General features: G+C 72.5%; 18 protein-coding genes. 1 reads left to right on the top strand and 17 read right to left on the bottom strand.

The window, feature by feature from the left end:
• The first annotated feature begins 78 nt into the window (after positions 1 to 78).
• Positions 79 to 1848: a DUF2264 domain-containing protein gene (locus tag DZA62_RS25800; RefSeq protein WP_456298831.1), complete on the top strand. Its 1770-nt coding sequence runs from the start codon at positions 79 to 81 to the stop codon at positions 1846 to 1848.
• Positions 1849 to 1888: 40 nt separating this feature from the next.
• On the opposite strand, the gene leuD is transcribed toward DZA62_RS25800, so the two are convergent.
• The 17 genes from leuD to DZA62_RS25710 all read right to left on the bottom strand — a co-directional run bounded on the left by leuD (position 1889) and on the right by DZA62_RS25710 (position 17212).
• Positions 1889 to 2530 (bottom strand): 3-isopropylmalate dehydratase small subunit, encoded by a 642-nt coding sequence (leuD, locus tag DZA62_RS25795; protein WP_116951821.1) that lies wholly within the window; start codon positions 2528 to 2530, stop codon positions 1889 to 1891.
• 17 nt (positions 2531 to 2547) lie between these two features.
• Positions 2548 to 4008 carry a 3-isopropylmalate dehydratase large subunit gene (leuC, locus tag DZA62_RS25790; protein ID WP_116951820.1) on the bottom strand — a complete coding sequence of 487 codons (1461 nt, stop codon included), beginning with the start codon at positions 4006 to 4008 and terminating at the stop codon, positions 2548 to 2550.
• Positions 4005 to 4871: an isocitrate lyase/PEP mutase family protein gene (locus tag DZA62_RS25785; protein ID WP_116951819.1), complete on the bottom strand. Its 867-nt coding sequence runs from the start codon at positions 4869 to 4871 to the stop codon at positions 4005 to 4007. The genes leuC and DZA62_RS25785 overlap by 4 nt, the downstream gene beginning before the upstream one ends.
• Positions 4872 to 4884: 13 nt before the next feature.
• The gene (locus tag DZA62_RS25780) at positions 4885 to 5472 is read right to left on the bottom strand and encodes an isochorismatase family protein (RefSeq protein ID WP_116951818.1); all 588 of its coding nucleotides are present in this window, start codon (positions 5470 to 5472) and stop codon (positions 4885 to 4887) included.
• Positions 5469 to 6095: an isochorismatase family protein gene (locus DZA62_RS25775; protein ID WP_116951817.1), complete on the bottom strand. Its 627-nt coding sequence runs from the start codon at positions 6093 to 6095 to the stop codon at positions 5469 to 5471. The genes DZA62_RS25780 and DZA62_RS25775 overlap by 4 nt, the downstream gene beginning before the upstream one ends.
• On the bottom strand, positions 6082 to 7758 hold the full coding sequence (locus tag DZA62_RS25770; RefSeq protein WP_198664189.1) for a thiamine pyrophosphate-binding protein: 1677 nt from the start codon (positions 7756 to 7758) through the stop codon (positions 6082 to 6084). The genes DZA62_RS25775 and DZA62_RS25770 overlap by 14 nt, the downstream gene beginning before the upstream one ends.
• On the bottom strand, positions 7755 to 8465 hold the full coding sequence (locus DZA62_RS25765; protein WP_116951815.1) for a GntR family transcriptional regulator: 711 nt from the start codon (positions 8463 to 8465) through the stop codon (positions 7755 to 7757). Before DZA62_RS25765 ends, DZA62_RS25770 begins: the two co-directional genes overlap by 4 nt.
• Positions 8462 to 9640, bottom strand: coding sequence for an FAD-dependent oxidoreductase (locus DZA62_RS25760; RefSeq protein ID WP_116951814.1), 1179 nt, complete (start codon positions 9638 to 9640; stop codon positions 8462 to 8464). The genes DZA62_RS25765 and DZA62_RS25760 overlap by 4 nt, the downstream gene beginning before the upstream one ends.
• Positions 9641 to 9658: 18 nt before the next feature.
• Entirely contained in the window at positions 9659 to 10405 is a 747-nt protein-coding gene (locus tag DZA62_RS25755; RefSeq protein ID WP_116951813.1) for a maleate cis-trans isomerase family protein, read from the bottom strand.
• A gap of 55 nt (positions 10406 to 10460) precedes the next feature.
• Complete coding sequence (locus DZA62_RS25750; RefSeq protein WP_116951812.1) at positions 10461 to 11441, bottom strand: ABC transporter substrate-binding protein; 981 nt, start codon at positions 11439 to 11441, stop codon at positions 10461 to 10463.
• Between the two features lie 28 nt (positions 11442 to 11469).
• On the bottom strand, positions 11470 to 12252 hold the full coding sequence (locus DZA62_RS25745) for an ABC transporter ATP-binding protein (RefSeq protein WP_116951811.1): 783 nt from the start codon (positions 12250 to 12252) through the stop codon (positions 11470 to 11472).
• 47 nt (positions 12253 to 12299) lie between these two features.
• The gene (locus DZA62_RS25740; RefSeq protein ID WP_116951810.1) at positions 12300 to 13052 is read right to left on the bottom strand and encodes an ABC transporter permease; all 753 of its coding nucleotides are present in this window, start codon (positions 13050 to 13052) and stop codon (positions 12300 to 12302) included.
• The gene (locus tag DZA62_RS25735; RefSeq protein ID WP_116951809.1) at positions 13049 to 13888 is read right to left on the bottom strand and encodes an ABC transporter permease; all 840 of its coding nucleotides are present in this window, start codon (positions 13886 to 13888) and stop codon (positions 13049 to 13051) included. The genes DZA62_RS25740 and DZA62_RS25735 overlap by 4 nt, the downstream gene beginning before the upstream one ends.
• A 603-nt stretch (positions 13889 to 14491) precedes the next feature.
• The gene (locus tag DZA62_RS25725) at positions 14492 to 15358 is read right to left on the bottom strand and encodes a cytochrome c biogenesis CcdA family protein (RefSeq protein WP_408619652.1); all 867 of its coding nucleotides are present in this window, start codon (positions 15356 to 15358) and stop codon (positions 14492 to 14494) included.
• Between the two features lie 17 nt (positions 15359 to 15375).
• Entirely contained in the window at positions 15376 to 15972 is a 597-nt protein-coding gene (locus tag DZA62_RS25720) for a redoxin domain-containing protein (protein ID WP_116951806.1), read from the bottom strand.
• Positions 15969 to 16634 carry a glycosyltransferase family 2 protein gene (locus tag DZA62_RS25715; protein ID WP_116951917.1) on the bottom strand — a complete coding sequence of 222 codons (666 nt, stop codon included), beginning with the start codon at positions 16632 to 16634 and terminating at the stop codon, positions 15969 to 15971. The genes DZA62_RS25720 and DZA62_RS25715 overlap by 4 nt, the downstream gene beginning before the upstream one ends.
• Entirely contained in the window at positions 16634 to 17212 is a 579-nt protein-coding gene (locus DZA62_RS25710; protein WP_232827603.1) for a methyltransferase domain-containing protein, read from the bottom strand. The genes DZA62_RS25715 and DZA62_RS25710 overlap by 1 nt, the downstream gene beginning before the upstream one ends.
• Positions 17213 to 17216: the final 4 nt, after the last annotated feature.

Raw genomic sequence — 17216 nt, 5'->3', positions numbered from 1 at the left:
GCTCTGCCGGTGGCCGACGAACCCGCCCACGCGGGTGACCACCCCCCAGGCGACCATTCGCGCCGCGATGGCACCCTCCTGTCGCGCTCCGACCTTCAGGGTGCCGTTCGCACGTGGTGTTCCGCCCTGGAGCCGAAGTTCAGTCCGGGCTCGGCCCGCGTGCGCCTCGGTCATACCGGCGCCTGGTTCGACGACGCCGCCGCGGAACTGGAGGGCTTCGCGCGGCCGCTGTGGGCCCTGGCTCCGCTGACCGCGGGCGGCGGCGCCTTCGACGGCTGGGACCGGTATCGCGAGGGCCTGGTGAACGGCACGGACCCCGCCCACCCCGAGTACTGGGGCCGGGTCACCGGCACCGACCAGCGCATGGTGGAGATGGCGGCGATCGGGTTCGGCCTGGCCCTCGTGCCGCACGAGCTGTGGACCCCGCTGTCGGCGGCGCAGCGTGAGCGGGTCACGGACTGGCTGCTCGGCATCAACGACTTCCCCGTCGTGCACAACAACTGGAAGTTCTTCCGGGTCCTCGTGAACCTCGGCCTCGCCCGAGTCGGCGGCCGCCACGACCTCGCGAAGATGCACGAGGCGCTCGACGTCATCGAGACGTTCGCCGTCGACGCCGGGTGGTACCACGACGGCCCCAGCGGGCACGGCGACTGGTACATCCCGTGGGCAATGCACTTCTACGGGCTGATCTACGCCCGGATCGCCGGCGACGACGACCCGGCGCGCGCGGGCCGGTTCCGGGAGCGGGCGGTGGCGTTCGCCACGGACCACGCCCACTGGTTCGCCGCCGACGGCAGCGCGCTCCCCTTCGGGCGGAGCCTGACCTATCGCTTCGCCCAGAGCGGGTTCTGGGGAGCGCTCGCCTTCGCCGACGTGGAGGCACTGCCGTGGGGTGTGGTGAAGGGGCTGGCCCTGCGCAATGTCCGCTGGTGGATGCGCCGGCCGATCTTCGCGTCCGACGGCACCCTGACCCTCGGCTACGGCTACCCCAACCTGCAGATGACCGAGCGGTACAACTCGCCGGGATCGCCGTACTGGGCACTCAAGGCGGGCCTTCCGCTCGCCGCACCGGCCGACCACCCGTTCTGGACCGCCGAGGAGCAACCGCTCCCCCCGTTGGACGAGGTTCGTCCCCTTCCGCCCGCCGGGATGGTGGTCTACCGTCCCCGGGACTCCTCCCACGTGGTCGCGTTGGTCAACGGCCAATCGACCGGCCCGCTGAGACACGCCGCGGAGAAGTACGCGAAGTTCGCCTACTCCACCCGGTTCGGCTTCAGCGTGCCGGCGGCCAACCATCAGCTCGAGGCGACAGCAGCGGACAGCATGCTGGCCGTCTCGGACGACGGCCGGCACTACCGCGTTCGCGAGGACGTCGAGGACACCTCGGTCGACGAGGCCGTTCTCCGGTCGCGGTGGACCCCCTACGAAGACGTCGAGATCGAGACCTGGTTGACCGCGGTCCCGCCATGGCAGGTCCGCGTCCACCACATCCGGACCGGCCGCCGGCTGTCCTCGGCGGAGGGTGGCTTCGCGACATCGCGTCCGGACGACACCCGGGCGGAACTCGTGGACGACGGACCGGCGCGGGCCGTGGTGCGTGGCGCCGCCGGGCCCAGCGGCATCGTCGACCTCACCGGTACCCGTGCCGGTCGGGTGATCGTCGCCGAGCCGAACACGAACCTCCTGCTACCTCGGACGTCGATCCCCACCCTCGTGGCCGACCTCGATCCCGGCGAGCACTGGCTGTCGTGCGCGGTCATGGCCGACCCCGAGCCCGGCAGATTCGAGGCCGCCTGGGCAGCGGGCCCGCCGGATCTCCGGATGATCCCGGGCCTGCCGCACGAGTGAGGAGACCGACCTGGGTGAGCGCGGGCGAGGTCGCCGGAGACTATCCGGCCGTCCGGCGAGCTGGGGTGACGGCCGTGGCAGGGTGGTGGCGGGCGGGCAGGGTTCGGGGACGCCACCCGGGACGCGTGGCCTCGAAGGCGGCGATCGCGTCGTCCAGCCCGAGGGTCAGGTCGATGTCGTCCAGGCCGTTCATGATCCGCCAGCGGGTGTGATCGTCGATCGCGAACGGCACGACGAGGCCGGCGCAGCGGACCTCCCGGGCGCGCAGGTCCACCGTGATCCGGGTGCCGGGCGTCCGCTCGAGCCGGTCCCAGAGCGCCTCGATGCCGGACTGGGCGACCTGGCCCGTCACCAGGCCCTGGGTGCCGGCGTTGCCGCGGAAGATGTCGCCGAACCGGGAGGACAGCACGGCCTTCACTCCGTGGTCCCGCAACGCCCACACCGCGTGCTCGCGGGACGAGCCGATGCCGAAGTCGGACCCGGCGACCAGCACTGATCCGGTCCGATAGGGCTCCTGGTTGAGCACGAAGCCGGGGTCCAGGCGCCATCCCGCGAACAGCGCGTCCTGGAACCCGGTGCGGCTGACGCGTTTCAGGAAGCGCGACGGCACGATCTGGTCGGTGTCGACCTGGCTGCGCCGCAGCGGAATCCCGACACCGGTGTGCGTGGTGATCTTCTCCATGATGTCCTCGCTCTCGTTCAGCCGTGCTGGATCGGGGTCCGGCCGTCGAGCGCCGCGAGCTCCGATTCGCCGGCGCCGTCGAGATCGGACACCGACGACAGCGTGCCGCGCACGGCCGTCGCCGCCGCCACCAGCGGTGAGACCAGGTGTGTGCGGGCACCGTCTCCCTGGCGTCCTTCGAAGTTGCGGTTCGAGGTCGAGGCGGAGCGCTGTCCGGACTGGAGCCGGTCCGGGTTCATGCCGAGGCACATCGAGCAGCCGGCGTTGCGCCACTGCGCGCCGAATGCGGTGAAGATGCGGTCCAGCCCTTCGGCCTCGGCCTGGAGCTGCACCCGCGCGGACGCCGGCACCACGAGCACGTCGAGGCCGGGATGCTTGCGCCGGCCGTTCATCACCGCGGCGGCGGCACGCAGGTCCTCGATCCGTCCGTTGGTGCACGAGCCGATGAAGACGGTGTCGACCGCGATGTCGCGCAGCGGCGTGCCGGGCGCCAGGTCCATGTAGGCCAGGGCCCGCTCGGCGGCGGAGCGTTCGGCCGGGTCGACGATGGCGGCGGGGTCGGGCACCGCCCCCGACAGTGGCAGCCCCTGGCCGGGATTGGTGCCCCAGGTGACGTACGGCTCGAGGTCGGACGCCTCCAGCACGACCTCGGTGTCGAACACGGCGTCGTCGTCGCTGCGCAGCCCCGCCCAGGCCGCCATGGCCGCGTCCCAGTCGGCGCCGGCGGGTGCGTGCGGACGGCCGGCCAGGTAGGCGAACGTCGTCTCGTCCGGCGCGACCAGCCCGGCGCGCGCGCCCGCCTCGATCGACATGTTGCAGATCGTCATCCGGGCTTCCATGGACAACCCGGCCAGTGCGCTCCCCCGGTACTCGATGACGTGGCCCTGGCCGCCACCGGTGCCGATCCTGGCGATGATCGCGAGGATGACGTCCTTCGCGCTCGTGCCGGGCGGGAGCGTCCCCTCGACGGTGACGGCCATCGTGCGGAACGGCATCATCCGCAGGGTCTGGGTGGCGAGCACGTGCTCGACCTCCGAGGTGCCGATGCCGAACGCGAGCGCCCCGAACGCCCCGTGCGTCGACGTGTGCGAGTCGCCGCAGACGATCGTCATGCCGGGCATCGTCAGCCCCAGCTGCGGCCCGACCTGGTGGACGATCCCCTGGTCGGCATCGCCCAGCGAGTGCAGCCTGACGCCGAACTCCGCCGCGTTGCGGCGCAACGTGTCGATCTGCGTCCGGCTGACCTCGTCGGCGATCGGGAGATCGATGTCGGTGGTCGGGGTGTTGTGGTCCTCGGTCGCGATGGTGAGGTCCGGGCGGCGGACGGCCCGGCCGGCCAGCCGCAGTCCCTCGAACGCCTGCGGGCTGGACACCTCGTGCACCATGTGCAGGTCGATGTAGACGAGATCGGGGCGGCCGTCTCCCCCGCGGTCGACGAGGTGGTCCTCCCACAGTTTCTCGGCCAGGGTGCCGCTCATCGCCCGGCCTCCGCCAGTACGGCCCGGCCGAACGACTCGAAGGCCGCCAGGCCCACCACCTCGTTCAGCTCGCCGAGCGTGAGGAACTGGTCCTCGAGCCCGCGCGAGTCACCCTGGCGCCGCAGCGCGTGGAAGAAGGTGCGCAGGCTCCGCGCCATCACGCGCGCCCCGTTGCTCGGGTACAGGACGACGGAGAAGCCCAGGCCCACGAAGTCGTCGAAGCTCAGAACCGGGGTGAGGCCTCCCTCGGACACGTTGACCACGAGCGGCACGCCGAGGTCCGCCGCGCCGATCTCGCGCAGTTCCTCGGCCGACCCCGGCGCGTCGACGAACACCAGGTCCGCGCCACGCTCGACGAACCCTCTCGCACGCACGATCGCCTCCTCCAGGCCGAGCGGGCCGCGGGCGTCGGTGCGGGCGACGATCAGGGTGCCGGCGCTGCGGCGGGCCGACACCGCGGCGTGCACCTTGCGGAAGGCGACGTCGCGCTCCTCGACGGTCTTGCCGCTCATGTGCCCGCACCGCTTCGGCCAGACCTGGTCCTCGATCTGCACGGCGGAGGCGCCCAGCCGCTCCAGCGTGCGCACCGTATGCGAGACCGCCTCGGCGTCGCCGTAGCCGGTGTCGGCGTCGACGATGACCGGCAGGTCGGTGACCGCTCGGACCCGGGTCAGGGTCTGCGCGACCTCGTCGCGCGCGATGAGGCCGATGTCGGGCAGCCCGAAACCGGCCGCCGCCGTGGCGTAGCCACTGAGGTAGAGGGCGGCGAAGCCGGCCTCATCGACGAGTCGCGCCTCGAGCGCGCTGCCGGCACCCGGCACCAGGAGCCCGCCGGGCTGCCGCAGGAGCGTGGTGAGGTCCATGGGACGTCCTCTCTCAGATGGGGCGGACCCGCTGGAACAGGTCGGTGGTCAGGGCGGCGGAGCAGACCTCGGCGTACTGGGCCGACAGGTCGTTCAGGGCCGCCTCGTGCGCGGTGGTCGTGGCGTCGGCGACGGCGTCGGCCACGACGACGGGAAGGAAGCCGTTCTGGAGTGCGTCGATCGCCGCGGCGCGGATGCCGCCCGACGTGGTCGCGCCGACGAGCACCACGCAGTCGACGGCCGCTCCCCGCAGCGTCGCCGCGAGCGACGTGCCGAAGAACGCGCTCGGGAAGCTGCGCGTGACGACCAGCTCGGAGGCGGCCGGGGCGAGGCCGGGGCACGGCGGCGGCATGCTGCCGGCGTGGACGGCGAGGCCGGGGTTGCGGCGGAACCAGTGGCCGCCGTCCAGCCCGTCGGCCCGGAACGCCAGCCGCGAGTGCACCACCAGGAGGCCGGCCTGCCGCGCGGCGCCGACGACGACGGTCGCGCCGGCGACGGCCGCGGCTCCGGCCGCCCCGAGCGGGTCGACCACCACCGTCGCCGCGTCGACGACGAGGACGGCGGGCCGTCGGACGGTGCCGGCGATGGACGCGGCGGTCATGCGAGCCCCAGCAGGGTCCGTGCCTCGCGACGCGTCAGCAGCTCGGCGGACTTCGCGCGGATGTCGAAGAGGTTCCCGGTGTGCGTCTCCTCGAGGCGGTCGCCCACCGCGTCGGACACGACCACCGGCTCGAACCCGTACTGGAGGGCGTCGGTCGCCGTCGCCCTGATGCAGCCGCTGGTCGAGAGCCCGGCGATCAGCAGCCGCCGGATCCCGAGGAACGTCAGCGTCGAGGCCAGCGTCGTGTGCACGAAGGCGCTCGGGTACTGCTTCACCAGCTCGATGTCCCGGGGCCCGGGCGCCAGCCCGTCGATGTAGCCGCTGTACGGGCTCTCCTCCAGGTACCAGCGCAGTGCCGGGATCTTGCGGCCGTAGACCGAGGCGTCCAGTCCGCTCGGGTGGTGCCCGAGCCGCGTGATCACGACCGGGACGCCCGCCTCGTGGGCGTCGGCGAGCAGGTCGGCCATGACGGCGACGCTCTCCTCCACGCCCGCGTACAGCGGGCAGGCGGGATCGGTGTAGCACTCCACCGGGTCGATGACGATCAGGGCGGTCGGCTGCGCGACGCCGAGGTCCAGGCTGCCCTGGAGCCCGGCGCGGGTGTAGTCGTCAGTGGCGCGCACTGCTCGGACTCCTGTTCTGCGAGGCGTCGACGGGATAGGTCGAGCGGTACCGGCCGGCCCGCGCCCGCCGGGTGACGCGCACGTCCACCAGCGTCGGCGCCGGGTCGTCGAGGAACGTGGCGACCGCGGCGGCCAGCTCGTCGAGGCTGCTCGGCGTCGTCGCACGCAGGCCCAGTGCCCGCGCCACGCCGGCCAGGTCGGCGAACCCGAAGACCGACTCCGCTGCCCGCATCCCGGACGCGACGAGCTTGTGGTACTCCGCGCCGTACGCGCCGTCGTCGATCACGACCACCAGGAGCGGGATGGCCGAGCGGGCGGCCGTCTCCAGCTCCTGCAGGTTCATCATGAGGCTGCCGTCGCCCTCCAGGACGACGGTCGGGACGTCCGGCTCGGCCAGCGCCGCGCCGAGCGCCGCCGGGAAGGCCTGGGCGATGGCGCCGAAGCCGTTGTGCACCTGCAGGCGGTGCGGCGCCGGCGGCTCAGGCATCTCGACGACGTGGTTCCAGAAGTGACCGGCGCCGACGACGAGCTGGACAGGGTCGGTGAGCGCACGTCGCACGGTGGCGAGGGCCGCGACGGGGTCGAGGCCGTCGGCGGGCTCGATGTCGCCCAGGTCCGGCGACCTCGGCAGGGCGGCCGGGGCCGGACGCCGCGCGCCCGGCGTGACGGCCGCATCCGCCGGCACGAGCACTTCGAGCAGCTGCTCGAGGAACAGCCGGCAGTCCGCGACGACCTTGAGCCCGGGGTCGAACACGTCGTCCGGATCCCACGGGTCCTCGCGGTCGACCACCTGCACGGTCCGTTCCGGCGCCAGGAGCGCGCCTCCGAGCGTCGTGTGCCAGCTCAGCGCCGCGCCCAGCGCGAGCACGACGTCGCAGCCCGCGATCCGCTCCCGGGCCTCGGGTGAGGAGAACCCGCCGACCACGCCGAGGTCGCCGGCCCGGTGGTGCAGAGCGCCGAGCGCCTTGACCGTCGTACCGGTGAGCGCGCCGAGGTGGTCGGCGAGCCGTTCGGCCGAGCCCAGCGCTCCACCGGCGACGGCGCCCCGACCCAGCAGCAGCAGGACCCGGCCCGCGGCGGCCAGACGGGACCGGACGGCCTCGACGTCGCGCGCCCGGGCCGGCGCCGGTCCCGCCGGGCGTACAGGCGGGACGTAGACGGGCAGGTCGCACCGTTCGTCCGCGAGGTCGTAGGGCAGCGCGAGCACGACCGGCCGGCGGGACCGGCGCGCCGTCCCGAACGCGGCCCGGAGCTTCGCGGTGAGGTCACCGTGCGACCGCACCGCGACGACGTCGACGTCGGCGAGGGCGCGCAGGCTGCCGATGTCGAAGCTCTGATAGTGCACCGCGGTCCCGACGGGGGTGTCGCCGGCCAGCACCACCACCGGCGTGCGGTTGTGCGCCGCGACGCGCAGCGGGGTGACCAGGTTCGTGACCCCCGGGCCACAGGTGACCGAGCAGACGCCGACCTCGCCGGCGGCCTGCGCCCAGCCGTCGGCCATCGCGAGCGCCGCGGCCTCGTGCCGGGCATGCACCACGCGCACGCCCGGCCGGCCCGCCATCTCGGCGAGCCATGCCATGTTGCCGTCACCCATCAGCCCGAAGACCGTGTCGACGCCCTCGGCCACGAAGGCGTCCGCCACGTACTGATGGATCCGGGTCACGGCCCCTCCAGCTCGTGCGAGCAGATGGCGGCGTGACGCGCCGCCAGCAGGTGCGAGCGCATGGCCGCCTCGGCCCACTCGGGGTCGTGGGCCGAGAGGGCGCGATGGATCTCCTGGTGATGGTGGTTGGCCCGGCGCCGGAACTCCTCGGCGAGCCCGGCGTCGCCGATCACCATGCGCGGCTGGAAGCGCAGGTTCGCCGTGAGCCGGATGACCTGGTCGCGCCCGGACGCCTGCATGATCGCGGCGTGGAAGCGCTGGTTCAGGCCGGCCACCGTGTCACCGCTGTCGGGACCGCCGCGCGCGAACGCCTCCTCCATGGCGGCCATGAGCTCGGCCAGCCCGAAGAGCTCGGCGTCGGAGATGAGCGACGCGGCGTGCTTGGCGCCCTCGGACTCCAGCAGGATCCGCGTGTCGAAGGTGTCCCGGAGCAGATCGACGCTCCACCCCATGACCGTCGCGCGCTGGTTGGGCTTGAGTTCGATGAGACCGGTCTCCGACAGCCGCCGCAGCGCCTCGCGCACCGGGGTCCGGCTCAGTTGCAGCTCGTCGGCGATCGCCTGCTCGCTCAGGCGCGTGCCGGACTTGTAGACCCCGGTCATGATCCGGTCACGCACGTGGACGAGCGCGAGCTCGCCCTGGGTGAGGGACTTGTCCTGGCCGTGGACGGCACCGGCATCCGCCCCACCCGGCACCTGCTCGCTCATCCGGACACGACCTCCAGACTGTCCAGCATCGATGCACGCCGCAGGTAGGCCCGGCGGGCGTCGGCGTCGGCCTCGAGCTCACGCCAGGCCCGGCGCACCTCGGCACGTTGCTCGGGAGAGCTCTCCCGCACCCTGGACCAGTTGTCGTCGGTCTCCTTGCCGACGAAGTTCAGCGCCACCTCGCGGCGCCGCGCCGCCCACTCGTCGAGGACGTCCACGTCCGCGGACCCGCCGACCACCCGGACGAGCGGGTCGACGAGCAGGAGCCCGTCGTGCAGGCCACTGTTCATGCCCATGCCGCCGAGCGGGTTGTTCACGTGCGCCGCGTCGCCGACGAGCGCCACGCGTCCGGTCCGGAACGTCCCGGCGACCTTGCGATGGACCTCGTACACGGTGACGTGCTGGATGTCCTGTGCCGTGGCCGACGGGCACAGCGACCGCATGTGCCGCAGCGCCTCGCCGGGACGGTCGGCGTCGGAGATCTCGTGGTCCGGCCGTAACGGGAACAGCATCCGCCAGCCGGCCGGGTTGCGCAGCAGCACGTGCCAGTCCGGCGAGCCGGCGACGTAGTTGACCATCGAGAGGTCACCGAAGATGTCGTGCAGAGGCAGGGAAGTCGACACGACGAGGTACCGCTCGGGATACGTGCGGCCGGTGAAGTCGACACCGCACCGTTCCCGCACCAGGCTGTGCGAGCCGTCCGCGCCGACCAGCCACCGTGACGTGTGGGTCTCGCCGCCGGCGGTGACCTCCACCCGGTCCGCCTCCTGCGCCACGGCGTCGACCTCGACGCCGAGGTGCAGGTCGATCCGCGGGTGGGCGGCGAGCCGGTCGCGGGCGAGGCCCGTCAGCACCGACTGCTCCACCTGCAGCCGGAACGGGTACGGGGTGAGCCCGTCGAGCACGTCGTAGCTCAGCACGGCGACGCGTCCCAGCTCCGCGTCGCGGTACTGGTACTCGTCGCACACCAGCCCGGCCCGCACGAGCGGCTCGGTCAGGCCGAGCGGCTCCAGCAGCTCCAGCGTCGGCGGGTGGAACGTGGTGGCCCGTTCCTGCGAACCGAGCACCGGCCGCTTCTCGAAGAGGCGGACGTGCAGTCCGGCCTCGGCCAGGCTGAGCGCGGTGACCGAACCGACCGGCCCACCGCCCACCACCGTGACATCGCAGTGCTTCATCGTCTCTGCCTTCCGTTCTCAGAACTCGCGCAGCAGGCGGCCGGCGTCGGCGAACGTGTCCTGCAGCCCCGCGGTGCGCAGCGTGTGCCAGATCGTGGCGGCATTGATGGCGACGACCGGCTTGCCGAGCCAGTGCTCCGCCTGGTCGGCGATCCCCACCATCGAGAGGTTGGTGCCGACCTGGACGATCGCCTGCGCCTCCGGCGAGTCGATCTCCCGCAGGGTCTCGATGACCTGGGCCGGGGAGATCTCGGCGATAGCGGTGGCGTTGGGCGCCTTGAGCCCCTTCATCGTGACGATCTCGAAGCCGACCTCGGTGAAGTAGCGGATCACCTGTTCGTCCGCGACCGGCTGGTAGGGCGAGAACACCGCGATACGGCGCACACCCAGCGCTTCCAGCGCCGCCCGGCAGGCGGCCGCCCCGGTCGTGACCTGCAGTCCGCCGGTGGCCTCGGTGACCCGCGCGTGGAACGCGTCGTGACCCTCGGCGCCGCCCCAGAAGGTCTCGCCCGACATCCCCATCATCATCACGTCGGGCTTGGCCGTCATGACGTCCGCGAGCGCGGCAGAGATGGCCTCACGGATCTGCAGGATGAGCGCCTCGAAGTTGGCGTTGCTGTCCATCCGGGGATCGGTGATGCGCATCCGGCCGGTGTGGAACGTGACGCCGTGCGGGCGCAGCAGGGCGGTGTCGTGCTCGACGACGGTGTTCGTCGACGGCACGATGACGCCGACCTTCGCGCGGTAGCCGGTGATGTCGGGCACGGGCGGTCTCTCCTCGGGTCGAACGGACGGTGCTGCGTGGTGCGGCCGGGCGGGGTTACGGCTGATAGACGATCTCGTCGATGTCCTCGAGCGGCTCGTCGAGCAGGCCGTAGGTGACCATGAGGTCCTGCAGGCGCTCGAGGTCGGCCGCCTCCACCGGACCGAACGTGGAGACGGCGAGGTCCGGCAGGAGCTCGGCGTCGATCTCGGTGTACTCGGGCGCCAGTTCACGGGCGATGCCGGGGTCGTCGGCAAGCACGCCGAGCGCCTCGTCCATGGCCGAGTGGAAGGCCTCGAGCAGCCCGGCGTCCTCCGAACCGCGGGCCGCGTAGCCGGCCATCGGCACGTCCTGCAGCTCCGCCGCGGCCGACAGGACGGCCGGGTCGTCGGGCGAGCCGACGAAGCGCGCGGACAGGTTCTTGATGATGGTCGAGCGCGACGGCTCGGCCACCCAGGTGGCGTCGACCCGGCCCTGGTCCAGTGCGGCCGGCACGTCGGGGAACGGGATCTCGAGCAGGTCGAAGTCGTCCCGGCCGACGCCGATGGAGTCCATCGCGGCGACCACGAGGAGTTCGGCCACCGACCCCAGCGAGTTGACGGCGATCGTCGCACCCTCGAGGTCGGCCAGCGACTGGGCCGGCGAGTCGCCGGACACCCACACGCCCGAGGGCGACGCCTCGCCGGGCGTGTTGGAGTGCGAGCCGGAGGCGATGACGACGTCGAGGTCGGCCTGGCGGGCGAGCAGGACCGGGATGTAGCTGGTGAAGATGAAGTCGACGTCGCCGGCCATCAGAGCCGGGATCGCCTCGGCGCCGCCCGAGGTCACGCGGGTCGTGACCTCGAGACCGTGTTCCTCGAAGAGCCCTTCGTCGATCGCGTACTGCAGCGGCGCCAGGTCGACCGTCGGGAGGATGCCGACGGTGACCTGCGTCAGGCCGCCGTCGCCGCCGTCGTCGCCGGACCCGCAGGCCGAGGTCAGGAGCAGTGCGGTCGCGGCGGCCGCGGCCGCTAACTTCTTCGTCGTGGACAGCTTCATGTGACATTCCTTCTGGAGTCGGGAGGCCTCAGTGGGCGGCGGGCGCGCTCTGGCCGTGCGCGCCGATGGCCGAGAGCACCTCGGTACGCAGGTCGGCGAAGAGGGAGTCGTGCTTGGTGTCGAGCTGGTTGCGCGGTCGCGGCAGCCGCACCGGCACGACCGTCGCGACGGTCGAGGGCGGGCGGGACAGCACGAGGACCCGGTCGCCGAGGTACACGGACTCGTCGATGTCATGGGTGACGAGCACGATCGTCATGCCGAACTCCTGCCAGACCTGCAGCAACAGGTCCTCGAGCTCGGCCCGGGTCTGCGCGTCGACCGACGCGAACGGCTCGTCCATGAGCAGCAGGGTCGGATTCACCGCGAGGGCGCGGGCGATGGCGACGCGCTGCTGCATGCCGCCGGAGAGCTGCCACGGATAGTGGTCGGCGAACCCGGCGAGCCCGACCGCCTCGAGTGCGCGCAGGGTGGCCGCCTGCCGCTCGCCGGCGTCGGCGACCTTGTAGTCCAGCGGCAGCCGCACGTTGCGGCTGACCGTCATCCACGGCAGCAGTGAGCGGCTGTAGTCCTGGAAGACGACGCCCATGTTCTCCGGCGGCTCGGTGACCGGCGTGCCGTTCACCAGGATCTCTCCCGATGTGGGCCGGTCCAGTCCGGCGACGGAACGCAGCAGCGTGGACTTGCCGCAGCCGGACGGTCCCACCACGCAGAGCAGCTCGCCCTGCTCGACGGAGAAGGAGACGTCACGGACCGCCTCGGTGACCGTGCCGCGGCTCTCGTAGCGCTTGGCGAAGGAGCGGACTTCAAGCATGGGATGGACCTTCCGAGTGGTCAGTGCGGAGCGAACGTGGCGGGGGTCTAGCGCTGTCGCATCCAGAACAGGGCCCGCTTCTCGAAGGCGAGGAAGGCGAGGTTGGCGAGGAACCCGATGAGGCCGAGGAGAAGGATCCCGGACCACATCTCGGAGACGGCGAACGTGCGCTGCGCCTGCAGGACGGAGAAGCCCACGCCGTTGGTGCTGCCGACCATCTCGCTGACGACCATCAGGATGATCGTCAGCGACAGCGCCGTCCGCATGCCGGCGAGGATCCGCGGCGAGGCCGATCGCAGGATGATCTTGCTGAAGACCACGCGCCGGGGCAGCCGGTACACCCGAGCCATGTGCAGCAGCGCCGGGTCGACGCCGCGGACGCCGTCGACGGTGTTCATCAGGATCGGCCAGATCGCGCCGAGCACGATGATGAAGATCTTCATCGTGTCGCCGATGCCGAACAGCAGGATCCCGAACGGGATGAGCGCCGGCCCGGGCAGCGCGCGCAGGAACTCCAGGATCGGCTCGCACGCCGTCATGAGCCGCGGCGTGCGGGCCAGGACCATGCCCGCCCCGACGCCGGCGACGACGCAGATGGCGTAGGCGATGGCCATGCGCTGCATACTCGGCAGCAGATCGCTCACCAGTCGTTCGGACAGCCAGATGTCGGCGAAGCTCTGCACGACGCCGCTGAGCGGCGGGAAATAGTAGGAGTCGGCCCGGCTGGTGAAGATCGCGATCGCGAGGACCGCCAGCGCCGGACAGACGATCTCGATCGCGAGCAGCGTGCGGCGGGTCATCGCTTCTCCTGTCGGTACGACGGGTGCCAGTGCAGGGCCGCCTTCTCGATCCGCAGGAACAGGCTGTTCAGGCCCCAGCCGAGCAGGCCGGTGGCGAGGATCAGCGCGTACATGTCGGTCGTCGCCGACGAGGCCTGCGCGAGCATGATCGAGCGCCCGATCCCGGGGGCTCCGACGACGATCTCCGCGGTGATGGACAGCGCGAGGGCGATGGACGACGAGATGCGCAGGCCCGTCGCGATGTACGGCGCGGTCGACGGCATCACCACGTGGCGGAAGGCCGCCCAGCGCCCGAGCCGATAGACGCGGGTGACCTGCATCTGCTCGGGATCCACCGACTGCACGCCGTAGAGCGCCTGGAAGAGGATCGGCCAGAACGACGCGAAGGTGACCAGGAACAGCTTGGTCTGCAGGTCGATGCCCCACAGCAGGACGGCCAGCGGGATCAGCGCCACGGACGGGATCGGCCGGAGGAACTCGATGATCGCGCGGAAGGCGCTGGCCGGTATCGGGTGGCTGCCGATGAGCATGCCGGCGGGAACGGCCAGGACGGTCGCCAGGCCCAGGCCGACCGACCATCCCAGCAGGGTGTTGCCCAGGTCGCCCCAGAAGCTCGACGTCCCCAGCCCCTGCAGGAACCGCCACCAGATCTCGCTCACCGGCGGGAACCACGCCCGCGGGATGACGTCGATCCGGATCAGCAGCTCCAGCGCCACCAGCACACCCGCGATGCCGGAGCACCGCAGGAGTACCTGGGAATCGCCGAGCCGTCGTCTCGACCGCGACGCCGGGGGCGTCCCCTCGGGCCGCCGCGCCGTGTTCGTGGTGAGAGTCATCCGGTCTCGCCTCCCTTGGTGGTCGCCGCGACGCCGGCGGAGCCGGTCGTCCCGACGATGCGGCACTGCTCCGCCGTGTGGCATCGAGTGCCGATTGGCGAGAAATGTATACGTCCCCACTGGCGCTGTACAGAGGGCGGTCGAAGATCTTCTTGCCCCCGAGGCCGGCCGCATGGCCGCGCACCTCTCGAGTAGCGGCCTGGAACAGCGCATTTCCAGCGCTTATGAGATGATCTCGACCGCCTCGAGACGCGGCGGAAGGCTGCGAGCCGAACTGGCGGGATGAAGATGTTTCGTCCGCGAAATGTATACGTTACGCGTCGACTCGGTGACGAAGTGTGTACAACCGCCGATCGTCACCGTCCGCGCGTCGCCGGATCGCCGAACACGGCACCACCGACGAGAAGCTGGTCGAGCAGCTCTGCGCCGCCATCCCCACCCGCCACGCTCTCTGGTGCCGGGCCGGCTGGCTCCTGGTGGAACGCCTGAACGCCCGAGGCCGATCCCGAGAGGCCACCGCCCTGGAGTCCCGCCTCACGGAGTGATCCCGACCCGCACATGCACCGCGCCGGCCGCCGACCACGGCTGCCGGCGGTACGAGAGCTACCTCCCGGTGTCTCGGGTCGAGACCCGCCCCCGCACCCGAGCGGGGCGTCGCCGTGCCAGGCCCGCCACCAGCCCGGCTCCGGCGATGACGGCTGCCGCCGCGGCCGTCCACCGAGGGCCGACGTCGGCGATCAGGCCGCTCAGGACCCCCTGGACCCGCAGCGCCGCGTCGACGACGGGGTCCGAGGGGTCGCCGCCTGCACGGACCCGCAGTTCGTAGACCCCGTAATAGGCGACGTACGCGCCGGCGAGGACCAGCAGCGCACCGCTCGCCCGAGACACGTACGGCAGCAGGCCGCGAGCGCGGCGGACGACCGCGTCGCCCCCGACCGCGACCGCTGCGGCCAGCACGCCGACCACCAGGCCCATGCCCACCCCGTAGGCGGCGAAGGCGGCCAGACCGGCGGCGATGCCCGAGGAGGTGACCGTGGACGTCGCCATCGCCAGGAACGGCGCGACTGTGCAGGAGAGGCTGGCCACCGCGTACGCGACGCCGTACCAGACCATCGACACCGCGGACGACGACGGCGCCGCGCCGCTCAGCCGCGGCGCTCGCACGGCCAGCTCCCGGCCCGCGAGCAACCAGCCGCCGAGTGCGATCAGCGCCGCCCCGATCACGAGGGTCGCCCACGGCAGGAGCCGCTCCAGCGACAGCGCCGCCGGGACCACGAGCAGCCCGAACGCACCGAACACGGCGACGAACCCGGCCGTCATCGCCGCGGTCGTCACACCCGCACGCCGCAGCGCGGCCACCGGCCCGGGCGGCCCGCCCCGGGCGACCAGCAGGGTGAGGTAGGTAGGCAGCAGCGCGAACCCGCACGGGTTCAGGGCCGCCACCGACCCGAGGAGCACAGCGAACTCCATTGGCACGTCGCCCATGGTCAGCGCGCCGCGAGCCGCTCGACCACGGCCTCGATCTCGTCCTCCTCGAGAGGCCCGCGGACGATGTCGACGGTGCCGTCGGCGGACACCAGGCCGATGTCGTACTGCTGCGTCACCCCGAACCGGCTGTAGACCTCGCCGGCACGGTCGTCGATGTGCGGGATCGCGCCCACACCTCCGTCGTCGATGAAGTCCTCGATCGCGGCGAGGTCGCCGGACAACCCGGCGACGCCGACGAACGACACCCTCCCCTCGTACCGGCCGGCGAGCTCGGCGATGAGCGGCGCCTCCCGCCGGCACACCGGGCACCACGGCGCCCAGAACCACACGACGGCGGGCTGGCCGGCCAGGCTCGCGCCGTCGAAGGTGCCACCGCCGACAGCCGGAGCGACGAAGTCCAACTGGTCGGGCACCGGGGTCGCGGGGCTGGGCGACACCGCGACCGGCGGCGTGGTCGTCGCGGTGACGGTCCGCGTCGTCGCCGAGGACGTCGGCTCCTCCGGCGCGGCCCGCGTGCCGGCGCCGCCGGCGTCGCCACCACAGGCGCCGGCCAGGACGGCCAGCAGGGCGATGGCGCTGGTCTGTGCTGCCTTCATTTCTCCTCCGCACGGATCAGGCGACGCGTCTCGACGAGTTGCCGGCGCATGTCGAGCGTGGCGCGGACGGTGCCGCCGACGGTGCCGGTGACCTTGCTCCGTCCCGCGCGCTGGTGGTAGGGCACGGCCCGTTCAGTGATCCGCCACCCCGCTCGTCCGGCCCGCAGCACCATCTCCAGCGGCCAGCCCGAGCGCCGGTCGGTCAGCCCCAGGCCGAGCAGGTCCGTACGCCGCGCGGCACGCATCGGCCCGATGTCACTCACCCGCGCGCCGGTGTAGGCGACCACCCGCCGGGCCAGGTAGCGATTGGCCACGCGGGCGTGCGGCGGCATCGCCCCGCCGCGGCGCGCGCCGAGCACGAGATCGGCCTCGCCGGCGGCCACCGGATCGGCCACCAGCGGCAGGTCCCGGGGGTCGAGGGAGGCGTCGCAGTCCATGAAGCACACGACGTCCGTCGAGGCCGCCGTCAGGCCGGCGAAGCACGCGGCGCCGAACCCGCGCCGAGGCTCGAAGACGACCGTGCCGCCGCAGGCCACCGCCACGGCTGCCGACCCGTCGGCGGACCCGTTGTCGACGACGATCGGGCGGTAGCCGGCGGGCATCCGGCCGAGCACCCACGGAATCGCCCCGGCCTCGTCCAGCACCGGGAGAACGACGTCGATCACGCGATCACCCGGCCCAGCCGGGCGAACCAGCGGTCGCCCTCGATGTGCCAGCCGGACAACCACAGCCCGGCCGCGGCGGCGACGCGAACGAGATCGTCGGCCGCCACCCGCGCCCACGGGAACCAGCCGCTGGTCTCGTCGTCACGTTCCAGCCGGGCTTCGCCGGTCCACGAGCCCGTGCCGGGTGGCGCGGTCTCGACCACGGCACGCCCGTCGCCGGACAGCAGTCTCGCGACCCGGCCCAGCAGGTCCACCGGAGCGCCGCCGATGCCCACGTTGCCGTCGAACAGCAGCACGCTGCGCCACCGGCCCTCCCCCGGCAGCGGGTCGAACACGGAGTGCCGCAGCGCCGTCGCACCCCGCGCCCGCGCCTGGTCGATCGCATGGCCGGAGGCGTCGACGCCGAGGGCCGGCACGCCCAGCTCCGCGAGGGCGACGACCAGCCGGCCCGGCCCGCAGCCCAGGTCGAGCACCGGCCCGCGCAGCGACGCCAGCAGCGCCCGCTCCGCCGGCGTCGCCGCAGCCGTCCACGCGGCCACCGCGAGCGACTGCGTCCACCCGTCCCGCGATCTCATCACC

Origin of the sequence: Jiangella endophytica (assembly GCF_003427025.1) — a bacterium.
In the GTDB taxonomy this organism is placed as follows: Bacteria; Actinomycetota; Actinomycetes; order Jiangellales; family Jiangellaceae; genus Jiangella; species Jiangella endophytica.
The sequence above is the reverse complement of the archived record's forward strand: the minus strand, read 5'-3'. Positions and strand labels throughout refer to the sequence as shown.

Excerpts from the sequence above, each read along its gene's own strand:
- leuD (WP_116951821.1), bottom strand. The coding sequence starts at position 2,530 with ATGGAGAAGATCACCACGCACACCGGTGTCGGGATTCCGCTGCGGCGC.
- DZA62_RS25750 (WP_116951812.1), bottom strand. The coding sequence starts at position 11,441 with ATGAAGCTGTCCACGACGAAGAAGTTAGCGGCCGCGGCCGCCGCGACC.
- DZA62_RS25780 (WP_116951818.1), bottom strand. The coding sequence starts at position 5,472 with ATGACCGCCGCGTCCATCGCCGGCACCGTCCGACGGCCCGCCGTCCTC.
- leuC (WP_116951820.1), bottom strand. The coding sequence starts at position 4,008 with ATGAGCGGCACCCTGGCCGAGAAACTGTGGGAGGACCACCTCGTCGAC.
- DZA62_RS25735 (WP_116951809.1), bottom strand. The coding sequence starts at position 13,888 with ATGACTCTCACCACGAACACGGCGCGGCGGCCCGAGGGGACGCCCCCG.
- DZA62_RS25760 (WP_116951814.1), bottom strand. The coding sequence starts at position 9,640 with ATGAAGCACTGCGATGTCACGGTGGTGGGCGGTGGGCCGGTCGGTTCG.
- DZA62_RS25740 (WP_116951810.1), bottom strand. The coding sequence starts at position 13,052 with ATGACCCGCCGCACGCTGCTCGCGATCGAGATCGTCTGTCCGGCGCTG.
- DZA62_RS25745 (WP_116951811.1), bottom strand. The coding sequence starts at position 12,252 with ATGCTTGAAGTCCGCTCCTTCGCCAAGCGCTACGAGAGCCGCGGCACG.
- DZA62_RS25765 (WP_116951815.1), bottom strand. The coding sequence starts at position 8,465 with ATGAGCGAGCAGGTGCCGGGTGGGGCGGATGCCGGTGCCGTCCACGGC.
- DZA62_RS25725 (WP_408619652.1), bottom strand. The coding sequence starts at position 15,358 with ATGGAGTTCGCTGTGCTCCTCGGGTCGGTGGCGGCCCTGAACCCGTGC.
- DZA62_RS25720 (WP_116951806.1), bottom strand. The coding sequence starts at position 15,972 with ATGAAGGCAGCACAGACCAGCGCCATCGCCCTGCTGGCCGTCCTGGCC.
- DZA62_RS25785 (WP_116951819.1), bottom strand. The coding sequence starts at position 4,871 with ATGGACCTCACCACGCTCCTGCGGCAGCCCGGCGGGCTCCTGGTGCCG.
- DZA62_RS25710 (WP_232827603.1), bottom strand. The coding sequence starts at position 17,212 with ATGAGATCGCGGGACGGGTGGACGCAGTCGCTCGCGGTGGCCGCGTGG.